We start from the raw sequence: 17,559 nt of genomic DNA, 5'->3' as shown, positions 1-17,559 counted from the left end.
GAGGGTGTCGATCATACGATGGCGCCATGTCTACACGGCGTCCGGGATGGGCCGGCCCGCGGTGAGGACGCCATTCAAAGGACGGAGAATGCACCATGAACGATCCGATCGTCACGGATGCCCGAGGTTCGGTCGCTGATGCCGTGCAATCGCTGGAACGCGAGCTCTCGACCCGTGGCATTCAGATCTTCGCGAGAATCGATCATGCAGGTGGCGCCCGTGCGGTGGGGCTGGAGCTCGCGGACGAGGTCGTTCTCGTGTTCGGGAACCCGGCCGTGGGAACGTCGCTCATGCAGCAAGACCCGATCGCCGGACTAGATCTTCCCCTGCGCATGCTGGTGTGGGACTAGAACCGGCGAACGAGGGTCGCCTTCCATGATCCGCGCGACCTCGTGCACCGCTACGAACTTGTCGAACACGCCGGAGTGCTCGACAAACTCCACGCGCTGCTCGTCAGCCTCGCCGCCTCGCTCGGAGGTTGAGGTCCGACGTGCTGCGGCGCCCGGCGCCTTGGCAGTCAAGCACCGCCGAGGGGAGTTCGACCGGCATCCACCCGCTCGCGTCCTGATGCGTCCGCTCGTTTCTCCACAGCGGCATCGGCACGGCGCAGCACGCTTTCGGCACGACTCGCACCCCGCCGCACGGTGGTGACGAGCAGAATCGAGCGAATGCTCACCGCGAGTCCCGCGAGGCCGAACGCGATGGCCAGAGTGTTGAGCGGGATGCGTTGCATGTCAGGCCGCCATTCCGGCAGAGACCGTCTGGCCATCGCGTTCACCGACGACCTCGACGAACGCGCTCGCGAGATCGGCCAGCTCGCGGTCGTCGATCTCCCTCACTCCTTGGATGAGGAAAGGCTCGTTCCACCGCATGCCGAGCCGGTGAGCAGTCGCCTTCATCGGTGCGAGGATCGCGTCGTACTCGAAGCTGTGAAGTTCGCCCGGCCGATATGCCTCCTTCGAACCGCCCGTCGTGGTGGCGACTCGAAGCGATTTGCCTGCCAGCGCGCCGGAACCGCCCGTTCCATACGCCCAGCCGCGTTGCAGCACCTCGTCCATCCATCGCTTGAGGAGGGCCGGCGTCGAATACCAGTGGGTCGGGTAAAGGAGCACGATGTCGTCGGCACTCGTCAGAGCGGCCTGCTCCGCGGGAACGTCGATGCGCCCGTCCGAATACAGGGCGTCGAGAATGCGCACGTCTACCGACGGCTCGCTGAGGACGCGACGGGTCAACGCAGCGCTGACCCGTGAATGTGCAATGTCGGGATGACCAACTATCAAGACCGTGCTCAAAAGGCACTTCCCTTCGTGATCGCGTCAACATAACCGATTGGCTCTAACTTGTCAAATTAGTTATAGTGGTTAGGTGGTCATGACAGAAGAGGATCTGTTGGGCGTGCTGAACAGTGCGCCTGTCATCGACGGCCAGGTCGTCGAGACGCTGGACGATCCACAGTTGGCGACGCTGCGAGACGAGTTGCACGCCATCATCCGAGGTGAAGTCGATCCGAGTAGCCTCATGCCCATTCTCGCGAACGCCCACCAAGTCCCGGTGATGAATGAGCAGGGCATCCAGTGGCAGTTGGTAGCGCCCGCGGCGGAGCTTCAGCGTGCGGAACTAGTGCTGGAGTGGGCACGCGTAGAGCGCGAGCTGCCAGGGCGGCTGCGCCCGTGTGCCAATCCCGAGTGCAACAAGTTCCTGATCGACCACAGCAAGCCCAACACGGCTCGATGGTGCTCGATGGCGACCTGCGGCAATCGAATGAAGGCCAGACGTCACTACGCCCGACGCCGCGAAGAGGCGTGAGCGGCTGCTCGTTTTCTCCCTGCAACATGCGCTGGGTAGCCTTGGAGGCGATGACGAACGCACCGCTCCCGAACCCGGCCACGGCATCCGCTAACGGCGACCCCGAATCCCGCCCCTTGCGCAGCGGAGACGTGCCGGAGGCGCTGCGCTCCGATGTGCGCTTCCTCGGCGAGCTGCTCGGCCGCGTACTGGCCGAGTCAGGCGGGCAGGACCTTCTCGATGATGTCGAAAAGTTACGCGCGCTCACGATCGGTGCCTACGAGCGCAAGGGCGAGGCATCCATCGAAGACGCGGAGGCGCTCGTCGAGGGTTTCACCCTTGAGCGCGCCGAGCAGGTGGCGCGCGCTTTCACCTGTTACTTCCACCTCGTGAACCTCGCAGAGGAACGTCACAGAGTGCGCGTGCTGCTGGCTCGCGACCCCGGTGCCATCGACGGCGCGCGTCCCGCCGAGTCCTTCGCGAGCGCCTTCGCCGCGCTCAGCGTGGAGGTCGGAGACGACGAGGCGCGCAGGCGGGTGGCCGAGCTGGAGTTCCGCCCCGTGCTCACCGCACACCCGACGGAGGCACGACGCCGTGCGGTCGCATACTCGATCCGCCGCATCAGCGAACTCGTCGCAGAGCACGACGACCCACGGCTCGGCGCCCTTGCGCGTTCGGAGAACGAGCGCGAGCTCCTGGCCGAGATCGACACGCTCTGGCGCACGCAGCCACTGAGAGCAGACCGCCCCACCCCGCTCGACGAGGTGCGCACGGCGATGAACATCTTCGACCAGACCGTGTTCCAGGTGATCCCGCGCGTCTACCGCCTCATCGACGAGCGCCTCGCTGGAGCGGATGCCCCACCCCGCCCGCCGCAGTCCCGCTCCTTCGTGCGCTTCGGCAGCTGGATCGGCGCCGACCGCGACGGCAACCCGTTCGTCACCGCCAAGATCACCCGCAAGGCCGCCGCCATCGCGTCGGAGCACGTGCTGCTCGGACTCGAACGCGCCACGGACCGCATCGGGCGCACGCTCACCCTCGACGCGGGCGACACTCCCGCCAGCCAGGAGCTCGCCGAGCTCTGGCGCAGCCAACGCGGCCTCGCAGAAGACCTCGCAGCGGATGTCGCCACCCGCTCGCCCAACGAACCTCACCGCCGCGTGCTGCTCGTGGCCGCCGAGCGCATCGCCGCGACCCGTCGCCGCGACGCCGACCTGGCATACGAGAACCCGGATGCCCTGCTGAACGACCTGCGCATCGTGCAGCGCTCGCTCGAACAGGCCGGCGACCTGCGCAACGCCTACGGCGAGGTGCAGCACCTGATCTGGCAGGTGGAGACGTTCGGCTTCCACCTCGCGGAACTCGAGGTGCGGCAGCACTCCAAGGTGCACAGGCAGACGCTGCAAGCGATCGCCGCCAGCACCCACGGCGACGACGATCTGGACGAGATGAGCACAGAAGTGCTCGACGTGTTCCGCGTGATCGCCCAGTTGCAGAGCCGCTACGGGGTGGATGCCGCACGCCGGTACATCATCTCCTTCACGCAGTCGGCAGAAGACATCGCCAACGTGTACCGGCTCGCCGAACACGCGCTCGGCTCGGCAGACGCCGTGCCCGTGCTCGACGTCATCCCGCTGTTCGAGACGTTCGATGACTTGAACGCGTCGACGGACATCCTCGACGAGATGATCACGATTCCCGAGGTGGCCGCGCGCCTTGCGAAGACCGACCGCCGGCTCGAGGTGATGCTCGGTTATTCCGACTCCTCGAAGGATGTCGGCCCCGTCTCCGCCACACTCGCCTTGTACGACGCACAGGCACGCATCGCGCAGTGGGCGGAGCGCAACGACATCGTGCTCACGCTGTTCCACGGCCGCGGCGGCGCGCTCGGGCGCGGCGGCGGGCCGGCCAACGAGGCCGTGCTCGCCCAGCCGCCGGGATCCGTTGACGGGAGGTTCAAGCTCACCGAACAGGGCGAGGTCATCTTCGCCCAGTACGGCGATCCCGTCATCGCCGTAAGGCACCTGGAGCAGATCGCGGCGGCGACGCTGATGGCATCCGCTCCGTCGATCGGCGAGCGCAACGCCACCGCCGCCACCGAGTTCGCCGACCTCGCCGCCCGCCTCGACCGCGTCAGCCGCGAGCGATTCTTCGAGCTCGTGCGCGCCGACGGGTTCGCACCATGGTTCGGACGGGTCACCCCGCAGGAAGAGATCGGGCTTCTCGCGCTCGGCTCGCGCCCCGCGCGCCGCGGCCTCTCGCTCGAGTCGCTCGAAGACCTGCGAGCCATCCCGTGGGTGTTCGCGTGGACTCAGGCACGCATCAACCTCACCGGCTGGTTCGGCCTCGGCTCGGCTCTGGCCGCGGTCGGCGACGAGAAGCTGCTGCAGGATGCCTACAAGCGCTGGCCCCTGTTCCGCACCATGATCGAGAACGTCGAGATGTCTCTCGCGAAGACCGACGACCGCCTCGCCCGTCGCTACCTCGGCCTCGGCGACCGCGACGACCTCGCCGATCTGGTGATCGACGAGATGGCGCTGACGCGCGAGTGGGCACTCAAGACGAGCGGGGCATCCGAGCTCCTTGCAGGCAAGCCCGTGCTGCGACGTGCGGTGCGTCTGCGCAGCCCCTACGTCGACGCCCTCTCGCTGCTGCAGCTGCGCGCCCTGCGTGCGTTGCGCTCCGATGCGGATGCCTCAACCATCGACCAGACGCAGCAAGACGAGCTGAGACGCCTGCTCCTGCTCTCCGTGAACGGCGTGGCAGCCGGTCTGCAGAACACGGGCTGATCAGCGCGCCGGCGCAGAGGCGCATCAGGCGTCGTCGGCGAGTTCCGGAAGGAATCGGTTCCACGCTTCGCGGCGTTCGTGCCACGGGTCGTGCGCGACGCTGTTGCGGTCATCGATCAACAACGTCGCCCGCTCCGGCTCGCGGTACGCCGGCCAGCCCTCGGACACGCGGCCAGTTCCGGCGAAGTTCAGCCACTCGACGCGCATCCGCTCGCCCGCCCGTGCGTATGCCTCACGTCCCCCTATCGCCGTGAAGGCACGAGCTGTCGGATCGTCGATCCTGCCGAACAGCGCGAACATCTCGACGCCGTGCGTGGCGTCCAGCCCCGCGATCTTCAGAAGGCGTGGCGCGAAATCGAAACGGTAAGCGTGCACGTCCGCGAACCGTGAATGAAAATCGGCGACCCTCGACGTCGGGTACCAGAACCCGAAGTCACCGCTGAAGTCCGCTACCGCCCGACGACTGGCGAACCGGTCGTACACACGCCGCATCTGCTCGCGCGACTCGGGCGGTGCCGCGTCGAACAGCGCCTGGATGCGCGCAGGCGAACGCGGCAGAATGTCGATCCTGCCACGGAAGATCGAGCCCTCCCGTTCATTCGTGCCGATGATCAGCGGCACGCGATGCGCCCGTCCTCGACGGAACGCGGTCATCGGTCGTTCGGGCAGGAAGTCGCCGTCGATCACCGGGGCCAGGCAGAATGCGCCGGGATAGGCATCCGGTGTGCGGATCTGAAGCGTCACCGCAGCGTTCACGAGTTCGGCGGGCGACGCCGTGATGAGCAACTCGAGCCCGGCGCCGGGTTCCTCGCCGTGTCGTGGCTCCCCGCGCTCGACAGGCTTGCGTCGGCCGTTGTGGCGGACGCGCCCGGCGAGCTGATCGCGCAGGATGTCGACGAACTCCGCCGCCCACCGCGCCGTGACATCGGGTGTGTAGATCGCGTTCGTCGGTGAGCTCTGGGCGATGGCGCGCGCGAACAGTCCGCCGGCCGCCGGCGTGGCCATCAGAGTTGTGACGGCGTTTCCACCCGCTGACTCCCCGAAGATGGTGACGTTGCCGGGATCACCGCCGAACACCGCGATGTTCTCTCGAACCCAGCGCAGAAGGGCCACCTGGTCGCGAAGCCCGAGATTGCTCTCGATCGGTCTGCTCTGCGAGCCGTATCGGGTGAAATCGAGGTAGCCGAGAGCTCCGAGCCGATAGTTGAAACTCACGTACACCACGGGTCCGCCGAGCACGAAACCTTCGCCTTGACCGGAGAAGTCGCGCGACGAACCTGTGCTGTAACCGCCGCCGTGGATGAAGACCATGACGGGCTGGGCGGCAGAGGACGCACCCCAGGTGCGTGCGGCAACCCGCACGTTGACACTCAGGCAATCCTCGCTCGACGGCACCTGTGCGCCTGCGCCGTTGAACTGTCCGTGATGAGATTGCGGAGCGATGTCGCCGTATCGCGACCCGTCGCGCACCCCCGGCCACGGAGCAGGCGGCAGAGGCGCGCGGAATCGGGCGGTCCGACCCGTCGATGCTGCATACGGGATGCCCCGCCACGCGATCGTCCGCCCTTCGGCGACGCCGCGCACGGTTCCGCCCGACACGTGGACGTCGAGCGCGTCATCCTGCCCTCGCAGTGCCTTCACGGCCGACCCCCGATGCGATCCCCACCGGCACGACGCCTCGTGCACGGAGTCGAATCACCATGACCGGATGCTGTCACTCTACGTACGGTGCCCTGGCTCGGCACCTCGGCAGGGTGGTGGCCGAGCAGCCCGAGTGCGCCGACGCGGCGCACTCGACACATCTCGATAGGCTCAGTTGGGCGAAAGGTGGGGCTATGCGCGCAACTGTCAAAGATGTGGCCGCGCTCGCCGGCGTCTCTCCGAAGACAGTCTCGAATGTGATCAACGGGGTCGTCTTCGTGCGCCCCGAGACGAAGGAGCGAGTCGAGGCGGCCCTGGTCGAGCTCGACTACGTTCCCAACCTCAGCGCACGCGGTCTGCGCAACGGTCGCTCCGGCGTGATCGCGCTGGCCCTGCCCGACCTCGCCACCGCCTACTCCGCCGAGATGGCGCACCACTTCGTCGAGGGCGCTCACGACCGCGGCTGGGGAGTGCAGATCGAGGAGACCGGCGGCAAGCCGGAGCGCGAAGCCGAGCTGCTGTCGAGAGCACGGGCTCGCATGATCGACGGACTTGTGCTGAACCCGATCGTCTCCGACGAGTTGGCACTCCCCGACGACGAATCACAGGTGCCGCCAGCCGTGCTGATCGGCGAGGTGGAGCAGAACCGCCTCGACCAGGTACGCGTCGACCCCGACCAGGCAGCGTACGACATGACGACCACTCTCATCGGGCATGGCCTGCGACGCATCGCCGTCGTCGGATCGCCCGTCACGAGCAACACGTTCACCGCGCGGCTGCGCACCAGCGGCTACCGCAGAGCGCTCGCCGATGCCGGCATCCCGCACGATCCGATCCTCGAGATCGGATGCGACGGGTGGGAGCCGCGCGGCGGCGCAGAGGCCGTGCGCGCGTTCCTCGACCGCGAACGCGTTCCGGATGCCTTCTTCTGCTTCACCGACTCCCTCGCGATCGGCGTGCTGAGCGAGCTGTGGCGGCGTGGCGTCCAGGTGCCTCAGGGCGTCTCGGTCGCGGGCTTCGACGACGTGGCCGACGGGCGTTTCGCCACTCCCCCGTTGACGACGGTCTCGTTCGACAAACACGCCTTCACCGACGCAGCGCTCGACCATCTCTCCGAGCGCATCACGGATCGCTCACGACCGATCACGGTGACGAACATCCCGCACCGCATCATCGAGCGCGAGAGCACGCGCAACGGTTGACGCTCCGGCCGTGTGCAACCCGATGGGTGAACACGACGAAGGGCTCTGCCCGACCGATGACATCCGGTCGAACAGGGCCCTTCGTGCGTTCGATCAGCCCTTCAGGCCGCTCCCGGTCACACCCTCGACGATCTGCCGCTGGAAGATCAGGTACAGGATGATCAGCGGCAGCGCAGCCAGCATGGCGCCCGCCTGGATGTCTGCATAACGCTGACCGTAGCTGCCCTGCACCGTCGCCAGACCGACCGGAACGGTCATCAGGTCGGGGTTCGAGAGCACGAACAGCGGCAACAGCAGGTTGTTCCAGACGCCGACGAACGTCAGAATGATCACCGCGGCGATCACCGGCCGCGACAGCGGCAGCACCACTGACCAGTACACCCGCCAGAGGTTGGCGCCATCGATTCTCGCGGCTTCCTCCAACTCGACGGGGAGCCCGTCGAAGAACTGCTTGAAGATGAACACCGCGATCACGGCCGGCACCTGGGGGAAGATCACCGACCAGTAGGTGTTCAGCAGGCTCATCGCATTCAGCTCTTGGAAGATCGGCACGATGAGCACCTGGCTGGGGATCATGATGCCCAGGATGATCAGCAGAAGCACCACGTTCGATCCGCGGAACTTCAGTCGCGACAGAGCGAACGCGGTCATCGATGCGAAGAAGACCGTGAGCACCGCGGTGACGACGGACGTGATGCCGCTGGCGATGTACCAGTTCCAGATGTCCCCGGATTGGAAGTACGACGCGTACGAAGCGATCGTCGGGTTCCAGTCGGTCAGGATCGACGAGGCGCCGAGCGCCGCTGTGCCGTTCGAGGTCAGCGACGTCTTCAGCGCGAACAAGCTGGGGATCAGCCACACGATCGCGAAGACGATCAGCACGATCAGCGACACGATGTTGAAGGAGCGGCCGCTCACCTTCGATTTCGACTGCGACGACCGCGCTGCGGGTGCGGCGCCGGACACGGGGGATTTCATGCGCGGCCGAGGCGTGGAGATCGCCATGTCAGGCCTCCTTTCCGGCTGCTGCGCGATCGTTTCTCGCAGAGACGCGATCGACGATCTCGCGAATGATCGCAATCACGATGATGACGATGAAGAGCAGAACGCTCGCGGCCGACCCTGCACCGAGCCGGTTGTCCGTGAACGCCGTACCTGTGATCAGCTGCAGCGAGACCTGGGTCGAGACACCGGGTCCACCGCTCGTCATCAGATAGACCTGGTCGAAGATCTTGAGGCTGGCGATGATCTGCAGCAGCACGACCAGGGTCGTCGTGCGGTTCAGCAACGGCAGCGTGATGAACCTGATCTGCGACCACGCCGTTGCGCCGTCGACGGCCGCCGCCTCGTACAGCTCGCGCGGAATCTCCTGCAGGCCTGCCAGGTAGAGCACGTAGTTGAACCCGAGCGTCCACCAGAGCGTTGCGATGGCGATGCCGATCATCGCGGTGTTCGGGCTCGAGAGCACGCCGGAGCCCGGTGTCATCCCGAACCAGGACTGCACGAGCGCCCACAGTCCGGTGCTGGGCGTGAAGATGAACACCCAGATCAACGAGATCGTCGCCGACGGCAGGATGAACGGCAGGAAGAACGCGAGGCGGAAAAACCACTGACCCCTGTTCATCCGGTTGGTCAGCACGGCGAAGATGAACGCCAGGATGACCAAGGGTGGCGTCGTGTAGATCGTGAACTGCAGCGTGTGCCACAGCGAGCTCCAGAAGTCCGGGCGGCTGAGCATCTCGGCGTAGTTCGCGAACCCCGCGAACGAACCGAGGCCGGTGTGCACCAGCGACGTGTTGAAGAAGCTCATCACGAGCATGTAGATGGTCGGTCCGAGCAGGAACGCCAGGTAGAAGATGCCGAACGGCGCGATGAAGAGCCAGGCGCTTCGACTGTCCTTGCGATGCAGCGGTGATTTCGTATAGGTCGTCGACAGTCCCCGCGCGGTGCGGGGACGCGCTTGTGTGACGGATGCGGTGGTCACGTCCTTGTTTCCTCCGGTCGAAGATTCTTGGGTCAGAGTGGGCTCGGGGTGTTCAGGTACACACCGAGTTGATCCTTGACGCCCTGCAGGGCCGCCTGAGGAGTGAGCGCAAGCTGTTGGATCAGCCCGAGCTGGGCACCGACGATGCCCTCGAAGGTGGATCCCGATCCGCCGTACCAGGCCGGATCGTCGTAGACCGCATGCTCAGCGGCCGAGGCGTAGTCCGACTGCGGAGAAAGCGCCTTGTACGCCGCGCTGTCAGCCACCGGGAGGTAGGCCGGAATGTGTCCGCCCTTTGCCCACGTGAGACTCTGGTCGAGCATCGACTTGATGAAGAGCATCGCCTGCTTGCGCTGCTCGTCGGTGCGGTCCTTGCGCGGCAGCACGAACGTGTGCGAATCGGCTTGCGTTGCAGGCGTGTCGTAGAGGGTCGGGATGGGCGCCATTCCGAACTTCAACCCCTTGATGGACTGCGCCGTCGTGATCTCCCACTCGCCTTCGAGATAGATGCCGGCCTTGCCCGTGAACATGTAGGACTCGGCGGTCGCATAGTCGAGAGCTTTGTTCACCCAGCCCTTCTTCACCCAGGACTGGAGCCTGTCGTTCACCTCGCCCCAGACATCCGCGTCGACCGTCAGCTTCGATCCGTTGTCGGACAGGAACGGCGAGACGCCCTTGTGCTGGTTGTAGAACGTCCAGAACACACGCCACGGCGTCGCCGTCTCTCCGCCGACGTTCGGGATCGTCATCGCCACGCCACCCGTGACCTTGCTGATGGCGGCGAGTGCGGCTTCGAACTTGTCCATGTCGTCGAGGTTCTTGAGCCTGCCCGCGGAGGTCAGCAAGCCGGCCTTCTTGCACACGTCGGCGTTGAAGAACGCGACGATCGGATGCGTGTCGAGCGGGATCGCGATGTTCTGGCCGTCGGTGCGCTGGGCATCCCACGGGCGCTTGGAGAAGTCCGAGGCGCTCAGTCCCACCAGCGCCAGATCGTCTTCGGTGATGGGCTCCAGCAGCCCGCCGCTCCACAGCGGCTTGGCGCGGGTGAGGTGCGAGACCGCCACGTCCGGCGGCTTGTTGCCGACCGTGGCGAGGGTCACCTTCGTGTAGTAGGGATTGCCCCACGCGAACGTGGTCGCCTGCAGGGAGTTCGGCCCGTACTGCTTGCGGTACCCGGCCTCCATCGCCTCCATGCGGGTGCCGTCGCCGCCGCCGAACAGGTTCCAGTAGACGAGGGTGTCGGTCGGCAGCCTCGTACCGAACAGGCCGGAGACCACCGTGGTCCCGAGGTTGCTCGAGCAGCCCGCCAGCAGTGGGACCGCGGCCGCGCCCAGCCCGGCTGCGAGAAATCCGCGCCGGGAGAGCGATCTGTTGCTCATCGCCATGTCTTTGACGACCTCCTTGTCGTGAATTGCTGTGATTCCTGGGGCGATCGCCCGGCCGAAAACCGCGGAATGACGGTCATGTGACCGCTCCCACCGGATTTCAACGTGGTAACCGTAGCATCCGCCGTGGCGTGCGCAACACCCGTTTCGCACGTCGTATTCGACTGCGTGCAGCCGTCCCCCGAGCGGTCCCCTTCAGAGCGCGACCGATTTCGGGTGGTGGAGGCGAAGAATCGCTGAAACGACGTCGACGATCGGTTCCGTGCCCCTCGAACACGGGCCGAGCCGACACCCTCGCGATGCCGGGTCAGCAGCGCGCAGTCGTGATCGCGCATCCGGCGGGAGCACTTCCGCCGGACGATGCTGAATTCCGAATGCCGGGCTTTGCCGTTCACTCCAACGATGTAATACTGTTTCTTGCCCGGACGCGACGAGGTCCCTCGCGGTTCGCGGCGAGGCCACGTCACCCAAGGAGTTCCATGTCTCGCGCCACTATCACCGTCGATCGCGACTTCACGGTCGGCCCCGTTCCCCGGCGGTTGTTCGGCAATTTCGTCGAACACATGGGCCGCTGCGTCTACACCGGAATATACGAACCGGGGCATCCGGACGCCGACGAGAACGGCTATCGCCTCGATGTGCTCGACCTCGTGAAGGAGCTCGGTGTCAGTGTCGTGCGCTACCCGGGCGGCAACTTCGTCTCCGGCTACAACTGGGAAGACGGCGTCGGACCCGTCGACCAGCGCCCGCGCCGCCTCGACGGCGCATGGCACACCGTCGAGACCAATGCCTTCGGCCTGCACGAATTCGCCGGCTGGGCAGAGAAGGCGAACGTCGAGATCATGGAGGCGATCAACCTCGGCACCCGCGGTGTCGATGCAGCTCGCGAGCTCGTCGAGTATGCCAACCACCCGGGCGGCACCTACCTGAGCGACCTGCGAAAGAAGAACGGCGCATCCGACCCGTTCGGCATCAAGCTGTGGTGTCTCGGCAACGAGATGGACGGGCCGTGGCAGATCGGCCACAAGACCGCCGACGAGTACGGCCGCCTCGCGCAGGAGGCCGGCAAGGCCATGCGCCTGGTCGACCCGTCGATCGAGCTCGTCGCCAGCGGCAGCTCCAACCGCGGCATGCCCACGTTCGGCGAGTGGGAGCAGACCGTGCTGGGCCACACGTACGACGTGGTCGACTACGTGTCGCTGCACGCCTACTACGAGGAGAAGGACGGCGACGTCGCGAGCTTCCTCGCGTCCGGCGTCGACATGGATCTCTTCATCGACGGCGTCATCGCGACGGCCGACTCGGTGCGCGCCCGCGGCAAGCACTCCAAGTTCATCAACCTCTCGTTCGACGAGTGGAACGTCTGGTACCAGACCGCTCGCGAGGGCGACGACATGCCGGGGACGATCGAGGCGCGCGGCGAGTGGCACGAGCATCCGCGCATCATCGAGGACGAGTACAACGTGACGGATGCCGTCGTCGTCGGCACCCTGCTCAACTCACTGCTGCGCCACGGCGATCGTGTCTCGATCGCGAACCAGGCGCAGCTCGTCAACGTGATCGCGCCGATCCGCAGCGAAGAGAACGGGCCCGCATGGCGTCAGTCCATCTTCTGGCCGTTCGCTCGGATGTCCGAACTGGCCCGCGGCGAGATCCTGCGCCTGTCCGTGACCAGCGATCGCTACGAGACCGCGAAGTTCGGCGACACCGATCTCGTGGATGCCAGTGCGACCTGGGACGAGGAGTCCGGCCGTGTCGCCTTCTTCTTCGCGAACCGCGGGCTCGACGAGGCCGCAGACGTCGAGGTGAACCTGCGTGGCTTCGACGCCTCGCGGATCACGCGTGCCGAAGTGCTCGAGATCCCCGAGAACGGAGATCGCTTCGCCACGAACAACGAGCAGAGTCAGGATCGCGTCGGCCTGACTCCGCTTGCGAGCGCGGCCGTCGACGGAGGAACCCTGCGAGTCTCCCTGCCCGCGCTCTCCTGGGCGGTCGTCGAGCTCGAGGTGTCGAAGGCGTAGCAGGGGTCCATCAGACCCATCACCGACGCAGCCTCTCAGCTCCCGCGAGAAGGCGTCTCAACTGCAGAAATGGCGCGCGATAGTGTGCGCGATCAGCCATTTGAGCAGTTGAGACGTACTCTCATTCGCCGCGCCGAACGTGGCTTCTCTCGTCGCTGCGGGTTATCGTCGAGCGGTGAGCTTCGACGTCGATGCGGATGCCTACGACCGGTTCATGGGTCGCTACTCCGAACCGCTCGCGATGCGAATGCTCGAGACGATCACGCTGCCGCCTGCCGGTCGCGTCCTGGATGTCGGAGCCGGCACCGGTGCCGTCACCGCGCTGCTGGTGCGCGAGCTCCAGCCTTCAGCGGTCACAGCGGTCGACCCCTCGTCGTCCTTCGTCGACGCATTACGGCAACGGTTCCCCGAGGTCGAGGTGGAGCGAGCATCCGCGGAGAGCCTGCCGTTCGCAGACGGCGCCTTCGAGCTGACGATCGCTCAACTGGTGGTGAATTTCATGTCGGATCCGGTTGCCGGGCTGAGCGAGATGGCGAGGGTCACGAGGCCGGGCTGCACCGTGGCCGCCTCTGTCTGGGATTTCGCCGGTGCGCGGGCGCCCCTGTCACTGTTCTGGCGCGTGGCGCGGCAGTTCGACGAGGATGTCATCGACGAATCGGCCCTTCCCGGCGCGCGCGAGGGCCACTTGCTCACGCTGTTCCGTGCTGCCGGTCTTCGCGATGTGAGCTGCGGTCAGCTGACCGTCGAAGTCCCGTACGCCGATCCGGAGGATTGGTGGCGCCCCTACACACTCGGAGTCGGACCGGCCGGCTCGTATCTTGCAGGGCTCGACGTCTCACACCGGGAGGCCCTCCGACGTCGGGCGGTCGAAGAGATGGGAGACGTCACGGCCACCGCATGGTTCGCAGTCGGAGCCGCCTGAGTCCTCAGCTCCCACGAGAGTGCGTCTCACCTGCAGAAATGGCTCGCGATAGCGTGCGCGATCAGCCATTTGAGCAGTTGAGACGCACTCTCGTTCACGCGTTGAAGGGTCGCGTCAGAGCACCTTCGACAGGAAGGCCTTGGTGCGCTGGTGCTGCGGGTTGCTCAGCACGTCGCGGGGAGTTCCGGCCTCGACCACGACACCGCCGTCCATGAAGACGAGCGAGTCACCCACTTCGCGCGCGAACCCCATCTCGTGCGTCACCACGACCATGGTCATGCCGCTCTCGGCTAGCCCGCGCATGACATCCAGAACGTCGCCGACGAGCTCAGGATCGAGTGCGCTGGTCGGTTCGTCGAACAGCATGAGCTTCGGATCCATCGCGAGCGCACGGGCGATCGCCACACGCTGCTGCTGGCCGCCCGACAGCTGAGCCGGATAGTGGTTCGCGTGGTCGGCGAGCCCGACCTGGGCGAGCAACTCGCGGCCGCGAGCGACGGCATCCGACCTCGAGATGCCCTTGACCCTGATCGGGGCCTCGACCAGGTTCTCGAGGGCAGTCATGTGCGGGAACAGGTTGAAGTGCTGGAAGACCATGCCGATGTCGCGCCGCTGCAGCGCGGCCTCGCTGGGCTTGAGCTCGTAGAGCTTTCCGCCCTTCTGCCGATAGCCGACCAGTTCGCCCTCGACGGAGAGTCGCCCCGCGTCGACGCGCTCGAGATGGTTGATGCATCGCAAGAAGGTGGACTTGCCAGAGCCGCTCGGCCCGATGACGCACATCACCTCGCCCGGCTGCACCTGCAACGTGATCGACTTGAGCACCTCGTTGCTGCCGAAGCTCTTCGAGACGCCGGCGGCGTCGACCATCGGCACGGATGATTTCACGGACGCATCACTCATCGCACACCCCCAGCGCCGCCCATGATCGCCGCCGAAGCCGGATCGTTCGGCTCTCCGACCACGGGTCTGCCGCGCGTGGTGCCACGAGCGAAGCGTTTCTCGAGGAAGTACTGCCCGATCATCAGGATCGATGTGAAGAACAGATACCAGAGCGACGCCACGATGAGCAGCGGAATCGGCGTGAACGTCTCAGCCGAGATGTCGCGAGAACGCCCGAACAGGTCGAGCGTGAACGGCACTGCGGCGACGAGCGTCGTCGTCTTCAGCATCGAGATCACTTCGTTGCCGGTCGGCGGAATGATGATGCGCATCGACTGCGGAATGACGATGCGGATCATGGTCTGCCACCACGACATGCCGAGCGCCTTCGCGGCCTCTTCCTGGCCGGGATCGACGGACAGCAGCCCTGCTCGCACGATCTCCGCCATGTAGGCGGCCTCGTTGAGCGAGAGGCCGACCACGGAGATGAAGAACAGCGGCGGAATCCACGTGATGTCGATGGTCGCCCAGGTGTGCACGAACGGAATGCCGATCACGATCGTGTTGTAGATCAGGGTGATCAGGCCCCAGAACACGAGCTGCACGTAGACCGGCGTACCGCGGAATACCCACAGGTAGAGCCAGGCGACGGCCTTGAGCACGGGATTCGGCGACAGCCGCATGATCGCGAGCACGAGGCCGAGGACGATACCGATGATCATCGAGTACACCGTCAGCTCGAGCGTGATCAGCGCGGCCTGGCTGATGCGCGTGTCGAAGAGGTACTTGCCGACATCCGCCCAGCCGAATGCCTTGCGCTGCGCCGCGTCGAGCACGAACAGCACGAGCAGCACGATGAGCACCACGGCGATCGCGATACGCCACGGATGCCTGAGCTTGACCGCCTTGATCGCCTCGGCCCGCTCCGTCGGCAGCGCGCCCGTCGCGGTCGGTCCTGCGCCGCTCGCGCCGCCCGACGGGGTGGGCGGTATGCCCGCCCCGTCGGGCCGCTGCGTGTCGCTCATCGCTATTGCTTCGACGCCGCGTTGACCGCGGCCGAGGTGACCGCGCCGTCGTCGACGCCCCACTTCGTGAGGATCTTCGTGTAGCTGCCGTCATCGATCAGCGACTGCAGCGCGTTCTTGACCACGTCGGTGAGCTTGGAACCCTTGTCGACGGCGATGCCGTACGGCGCGACGTCGAACGTCTTGCCCGCCGCCTTGATCTTGTCCTTCTGCTTGCTGATCGCGTACTCGGTGATCGGCGAGTCAGCGCTCATCGCATCGACCTGACCGAGCACGAGCGCGTTGGTCGCCTGGTCCTGACCGTCGTACTTGAACACCTGGATGGCGGCCTTGCCGGCATCCGTGCACGCCTTCGACTTCGCCGGGATCTCATCGGTGTCCTCGTAGGTTCCGGCTTCGACCGCGACCTTCAGGCCGCAGGCGTTGTCAGGGTCGACCGTCTTGTCTTTCTGCGACGCCCACAGGATGCCCGCGTTGTAGTAGTTGACGAAGTCGACCTGCTTCTCGCGCTCGGTCGTGTCGGTGAAGGACGAGACGCCGATGTCGTAGCGTCCGCCGGTGATGCTCGGGATGATGTTGTCGAACTTGGCGATGGTGTAGTTCATCTTGACGCCGAGCTTCGCGCCGATCGCGTTCGCGAGGTCGATGTCCCATCCGATCGGCTTGCCGCTCGAATCCTTGTACTCGTTCGGGGCGTACGTGGCGTCGACGCCGACCGTGATCTGTCCGGCCTTCGTGATGGCGGAGGGAAGCGTCTTCGCGAGGGCGTCGTCCTTCTTGACGCCGTAGGGGTTCGCCGCTCCGGTAGAACCGGAGCCTGAGCCGCCTGAGTTGTCGACGCAACCGGTGAGCAGGAGCGCCGTGGCCACGGCGACCACCGGGAGCGCGTATCGGATTCGCATATGTGTAGGTACCTTTCCTCGTCGTTGAGGCGCGACGCGTGCTGTGAACGCGTCTGTTCATCGCCAAGGGAGACGACTGACAAAGTCTACGTAAGTCAGGCGGCTCATCTGGTGACGATCGGGTCTCGGCGCCTCACCACTACGGTACTTCCCGGTCATTGCGTCGCTGTTACCCGGTCATTTCCGCGAAAGTGCAGGTCTATCGCGCCCAGCCCATGACGCGATACGCCGCAAATCGCCGAGCTCGTTCTGCCCACGCCTCAATCACGTGTACAGACGCACGGGCTTCTGCGGGTCCTGCGGCGCGACCGTCGTGTCGACCTGCTCGCCTTCGTCGAGTGCCTGGCGGATGCGCCGCTTCTCCTGCACGCTCGACGTCACGAGCGGCAGCCCACGGCGGATCGAGGTCTTGATGCGCTCGACCAGCAGCGGAGAGTCGATGCGGTAGCCGTCGAAGTCCGACTCGTGCGCGTAGACGCCGACCGGCAGCGTGAGCGCTTGGAAGAACCCGAAGAGGGGCCGCAGCTGGTGTTCGACGATGAGCGAGTGCCGTTCGCTACCGCCGGTCGCGGCGAGGAGCACGGGTGTGTCGACCAGCGCGTACTGGTCGACGAAATCGAAGAAGTGCTTGAACAGACCGGTGAACGACGCGCGGTACACCGGTGAGGCGACCACGAGGAGATCGGCGGTCTCGACGCGGCGCAACTCGTCTTCGACGGAGCGCGGAAGCTCCTTGCGGTTCAGTGCGCCGGCGAACTGCGGCCCCACATCCGTGATGCGGATCACGTGCGACTCGATGTCGAGTTCCTCGCCCAGTTGGCGGACGATCTCGTCGATCAGCACGTCGGTCTTCGACGGGTTGTGCAGGCTGCCTGAGACAGCGACGACGCGGAGCGGCTCGGTCATGGCGGTCTGTCCTTCTCTCTAAGCGCGGGTCTGGTGCCGCGGCACCGGCTGATTGGCGGGCAGCGTGGCGCGACCCGTCGCATCCCGCGGCATCGTCGGCACCGGACGCGCTACCGAG

The 17,559-nt window shown here is 65.8% G+C and carries 16 protein-coding genes; 6 read left to right on the top strand and 10 right to left on the bottom strand.

Features of this window, described 5'->3' with window-relative positions:
- Window positions 1-95: 95 nt before the first annotated feature.
- Window positions 96-350 carry a DUF302 domain-containing protein gene (locus MJ603_RS11710; protein WP_243063910.1) on the top strand — a complete coding sequence of 85 codons (255 nt, stop codon included), beginning with the start codon at window positions 96-98 and terminating at the stop codon, window positions 348-350.
- Window positions 351-517: 167 nt separating this feature from the next.
- Here MJ603_RS11710 and MJ603_RS11705 read toward each other — a convergent pair whose 3' ends face one another.
- Window positions 518-733, bottom strand: a complete 216-nt coding sequence (locus tag MJ603_RS11705; protein ID WP_243063909.1) for a hypothetical protein — start codon at window positions 731-733, stop codon at window positions 518-520.
- A 1-nt stretch (window position 734) separates the two neighbouring features.
- Window positions 735-1,280, bottom strand: coding sequence for an NAD(P)H-dependent oxidoreductase (locus MJ603_RS11700; protein ID WP_279239329.1), 546 nt, complete (start codon window positions 1,278-1,280; stop codon window positions 735-737).
- Window positions 1,281-1,371: 91 nt separating this feature from the next.
- Between MJ603_RS11700 and MJ603_RS11695 the strand changes: the two genes are divergently transcribed.
- Window positions 1,372-1,806, top strand: a complete 435-nt coding sequence (locus tag MJ603_RS11695; protein WP_243064265.1) for a CGNR zinc finger domain-containing protein — start codon at window positions 1,372-1,374, stop codon at window positions 1,804-1,806.
- A 50-nt stretch (window positions 1,807-1,856) separates the two neighbouring features.
- A complete protein-coding gene (locus MJ603_RS11690) occupies window positions 1,857-4,574 on the top strand; it encodes a phosphoenolpyruvate carboxylase (protein WP_243063907.1) in 2,718 nt (905 codons plus the stop codon).
- 24 nt (window positions 4,575-4,598) lie between these two features.
- On the opposite strand, the gene MJ603_RS11685 is transcribed toward MJ603_RS11690, so the two are convergent.
- Window positions 4,599-6,215 carry a carboxylesterase/lipase family protein gene (locus tag MJ603_RS11685; RefSeq protein ID WP_243063906.1) on the bottom strand — a complete coding sequence of 539 codons (1,617 nt, stop codon included), beginning with the start codon at window positions 6,213-6,215 and terminating at the stop codon, window positions 4,599-4,601.
- A 194-nt stretch (window positions 6,216-6,409) separates the two neighbouring features.
- Between MJ603_RS11685 and MJ603_RS11680 the strand changes: the two genes are divergently transcribed.
- A complete protein-coding gene (locus tag MJ603_RS11680) occupies window positions 6,410-7,417 on the top strand; it encodes a LacI family DNA-binding transcriptional regulator (RefSeq protein WP_243063905.1) in 1,008 nt (335 codons plus the stop codon).
- Window positions 7,418-7,510: 93 nt separating this feature from the next.
- Here MJ603_RS11680 and MJ603_RS11675 read toward each other — a convergent pair whose 3' ends face one another.
- From MJ603_RS11675 to MJ603_RS11665, 3 genes are read right to left on the bottom strand one after another with little or no spacing between them, the layout of a single operon-like run.
- On the bottom strand, window positions 7,511-8,422 hold the full coding sequence (locus MJ603_RS11675; protein ID WP_243063904.1) for a carbohydrate ABC transporter permease: 912 nt from the start codon (window positions 8,420-8,422) through the stop codon (window positions 7,511-7,513).
- Window position 8,423: 1 nt separating this feature from the next.
- On the bottom strand, window positions 8,424-9,401 hold the full coding sequence (locus MJ603_RS11670; RefSeq protein WP_243063903.1) for a carbohydrate ABC transporter permease: 978 nt from the start codon (window positions 9,399-9,401) through the stop codon (window positions 8,424-8,426).
- A 32-nt stretch (window positions 9,402-9,433) separates the two neighbouring features.
- Window positions 9,434-10,780: an extracellular solute-binding protein gene (locus MJ603_RS11665; protein WP_243063902.1), complete on the bottom strand. Its 1,347-nt coding sequence runs from the start codon at window positions 10,778-10,780 to the stop codon at window positions 9,434-9,436.
- 485 nt (window positions 10,781-11,265) lie between these two features.
- On the opposite strand from MJ603_RS11665, the gene MJ603_RS11660 reads away from it, so the two are divergent.
- Both MJ603_RS11660 and MJ603_RS11655 read left to right on the top strand, forming a co-directional pair.
- The gene (locus MJ603_RS11660; protein WP_243063901.1) at window positions 11,266-12,807 is read left to right on the top strand and encodes an alpha-N-arabinofuranosidase; all 1,542 of its coding nucleotides are present in this window, start codon (window positions 11,266-11,268) and stop codon (window positions 12,805-12,807) included.
- A gap of 175 nt (window positions 12,808-12,982) precedes the next feature.
- Entirely contained in the window at window positions 12,983-13,729 is a 747-nt protein-coding gene (locus MJ603_RS11655) for a class I SAM-dependent methyltransferase (protein WP_243063900.1), read from the top strand.
- 114 nt (window positions 13,730-13,843) lie between these two features.
- Here the strand turns inward: MJ603_RS11655 and MJ603_RS11650 are convergent, their stop codons facing one another.
- The 4 genes from MJ603_RS11650 to msuE form a co-directional block, all read right to left on the bottom strand.
- Entirely contained in the window at window positions 13,844-14,596 is a 753-nt protein-coding gene (locus tag MJ603_RS11650) for an amino acid ABC transporter ATP-binding protein (RefSeq protein WP_243064264.1), read from the bottom strand.
- 29 nt (window positions 14,597-14,625) lie between these two features.
- Complete coding sequence (locus tag MJ603_RS11645) at window positions 14,626-15,633, bottom strand: amino acid ABC transporter permease (RefSeq protein WP_243063899.1); 1,008 nt, start codon at window positions 15,631-15,633, stop codon at window positions 14,626-14,628.
- Between the two features lie 2 nt (window positions 15,634-15,635).
- The gene (locus MJ603_RS11640) at window positions 15,636-16,535 is read right to left on the bottom strand and encodes an ABC transporter substrate-binding protein (protein WP_243063898.1); all 900 of its coding nucleotides are present in this window, start codon (window positions 16,533-16,535) and stop codon (window positions 15,636-15,638) included.
- Window positions 16,536-16,799: 264 nt separating this feature from the next.
- Window positions 16,800-17,441 carry an FMN reductase gene (gene msuE / locus MJ603_RS11635; protein WP_243063897.1) on the bottom strand — a complete coding sequence of 214 codons (642 nt, stop codon included), beginning with the start codon at window positions 17,439-17,441 and terminating at the stop codon, window positions 16,800-16,802.
- Window positions 17,442-17,559: the final 118 nt, after the last annotated feature.

This window comes from Humibacter sp. RRB41, from assembly GCF_022761015.1.
Taxonomy (GTDB): Bacteria; Actinomycetota; Actinomycetes; order Actinomycetales; family Microbacteriaceae; genus Humibacter.
Note: the sequence above shows the minus strand (reverse complement) of the source record. Positions and strands in the feature narration are given on the sequence as shown.

Excerpts from the sequence above, each read along its gene's own strand:
- MJ603_RS11710 (WP_243063910.1), top strand. The coding sequence starts at position 96 with ATGAACGATCCGATCGTCACGGATGCCCGAGGTTCGGTCGCTGATGCC.
- MJ603_RS11705 (WP_243063909.1), bottom strand. The coding sequence starts at position 733 with ATGCAACGCATCCCGCTCAACACTCTGGCCATCGCGTTCGGCCTCGCG.
- MJ603_RS11695 (WP_243064265.1), top strand. The coding sequence starts at position 1,372 with ATGACAGAAGAGGATCTGTTGGGCGTGCTGAACAGTGCGCCTGTCATC.
- MJ603_RS11690 (WP_243063907.1), top strand. The coding sequence starts at position 1,857 with ATGACGAACGCACCGCTCCCGAACCCGGCCACGGCATCCGCTAACGGC.
- MJ603_RS11680 (WP_243063905.1), top strand. The coding sequence starts at position 6,410 with ATGCGCGCAACTGTCAAAGATGTGGCCGCGCTCGCCGGCGTCTCTCCG.
- MJ603_RS11675 (WP_243063904.1), bottom strand. The coding sequence starts at position 8,422 with ATGGCGATCTCCACGCCTCGGCCGCGCATGAAATCCCCCGTGTCCGGC.
- MJ603_RS11665 (WP_243063902.1), bottom strand. The coding sequence starts at position 10,780 with ATGAGCAACAGATCGCTCTCCCGGCGCGGATTTCTCGCAGCCGGGCTG.
- MJ603_RS11660 (WP_243063901.1), top strand. The coding sequence starts at position 11,266 with ATGTCTCGCGCCACTATCACCGTCGATCGCGACTTCACGGTCGGCCCC.
- MJ603_RS11650 (WP_243064264.1), bottom strand. The coding sequence starts at position 14,596 with ATGGTCGACGCCGCCGGCGTCTCGAAGAGCTTCGGCAGCAACGAGGTG.
- MJ603_RS11645 (WP_243063899.1), bottom strand. The coding sequence starts at position 15,633 with ATGAGCGACACGCAGCGGCCCGACGGGGCGGGCATACCGCCCACCCCG.
- MJ603_RS11640 (WP_243063898.1), bottom strand. The coding sequence starts at position 16,535 with ATGCGAATCCGATACGCGCTCCCGGTGGTCGCCGTGGCCACGGCGCTC.
- msuE (WP_243063897.1), bottom strand. The coding sequence starts at position 17,441 with ATGACCGAGCCGCTCCGCGTCGTCGCTGTCTCAGGCAGCCTGCACAAC.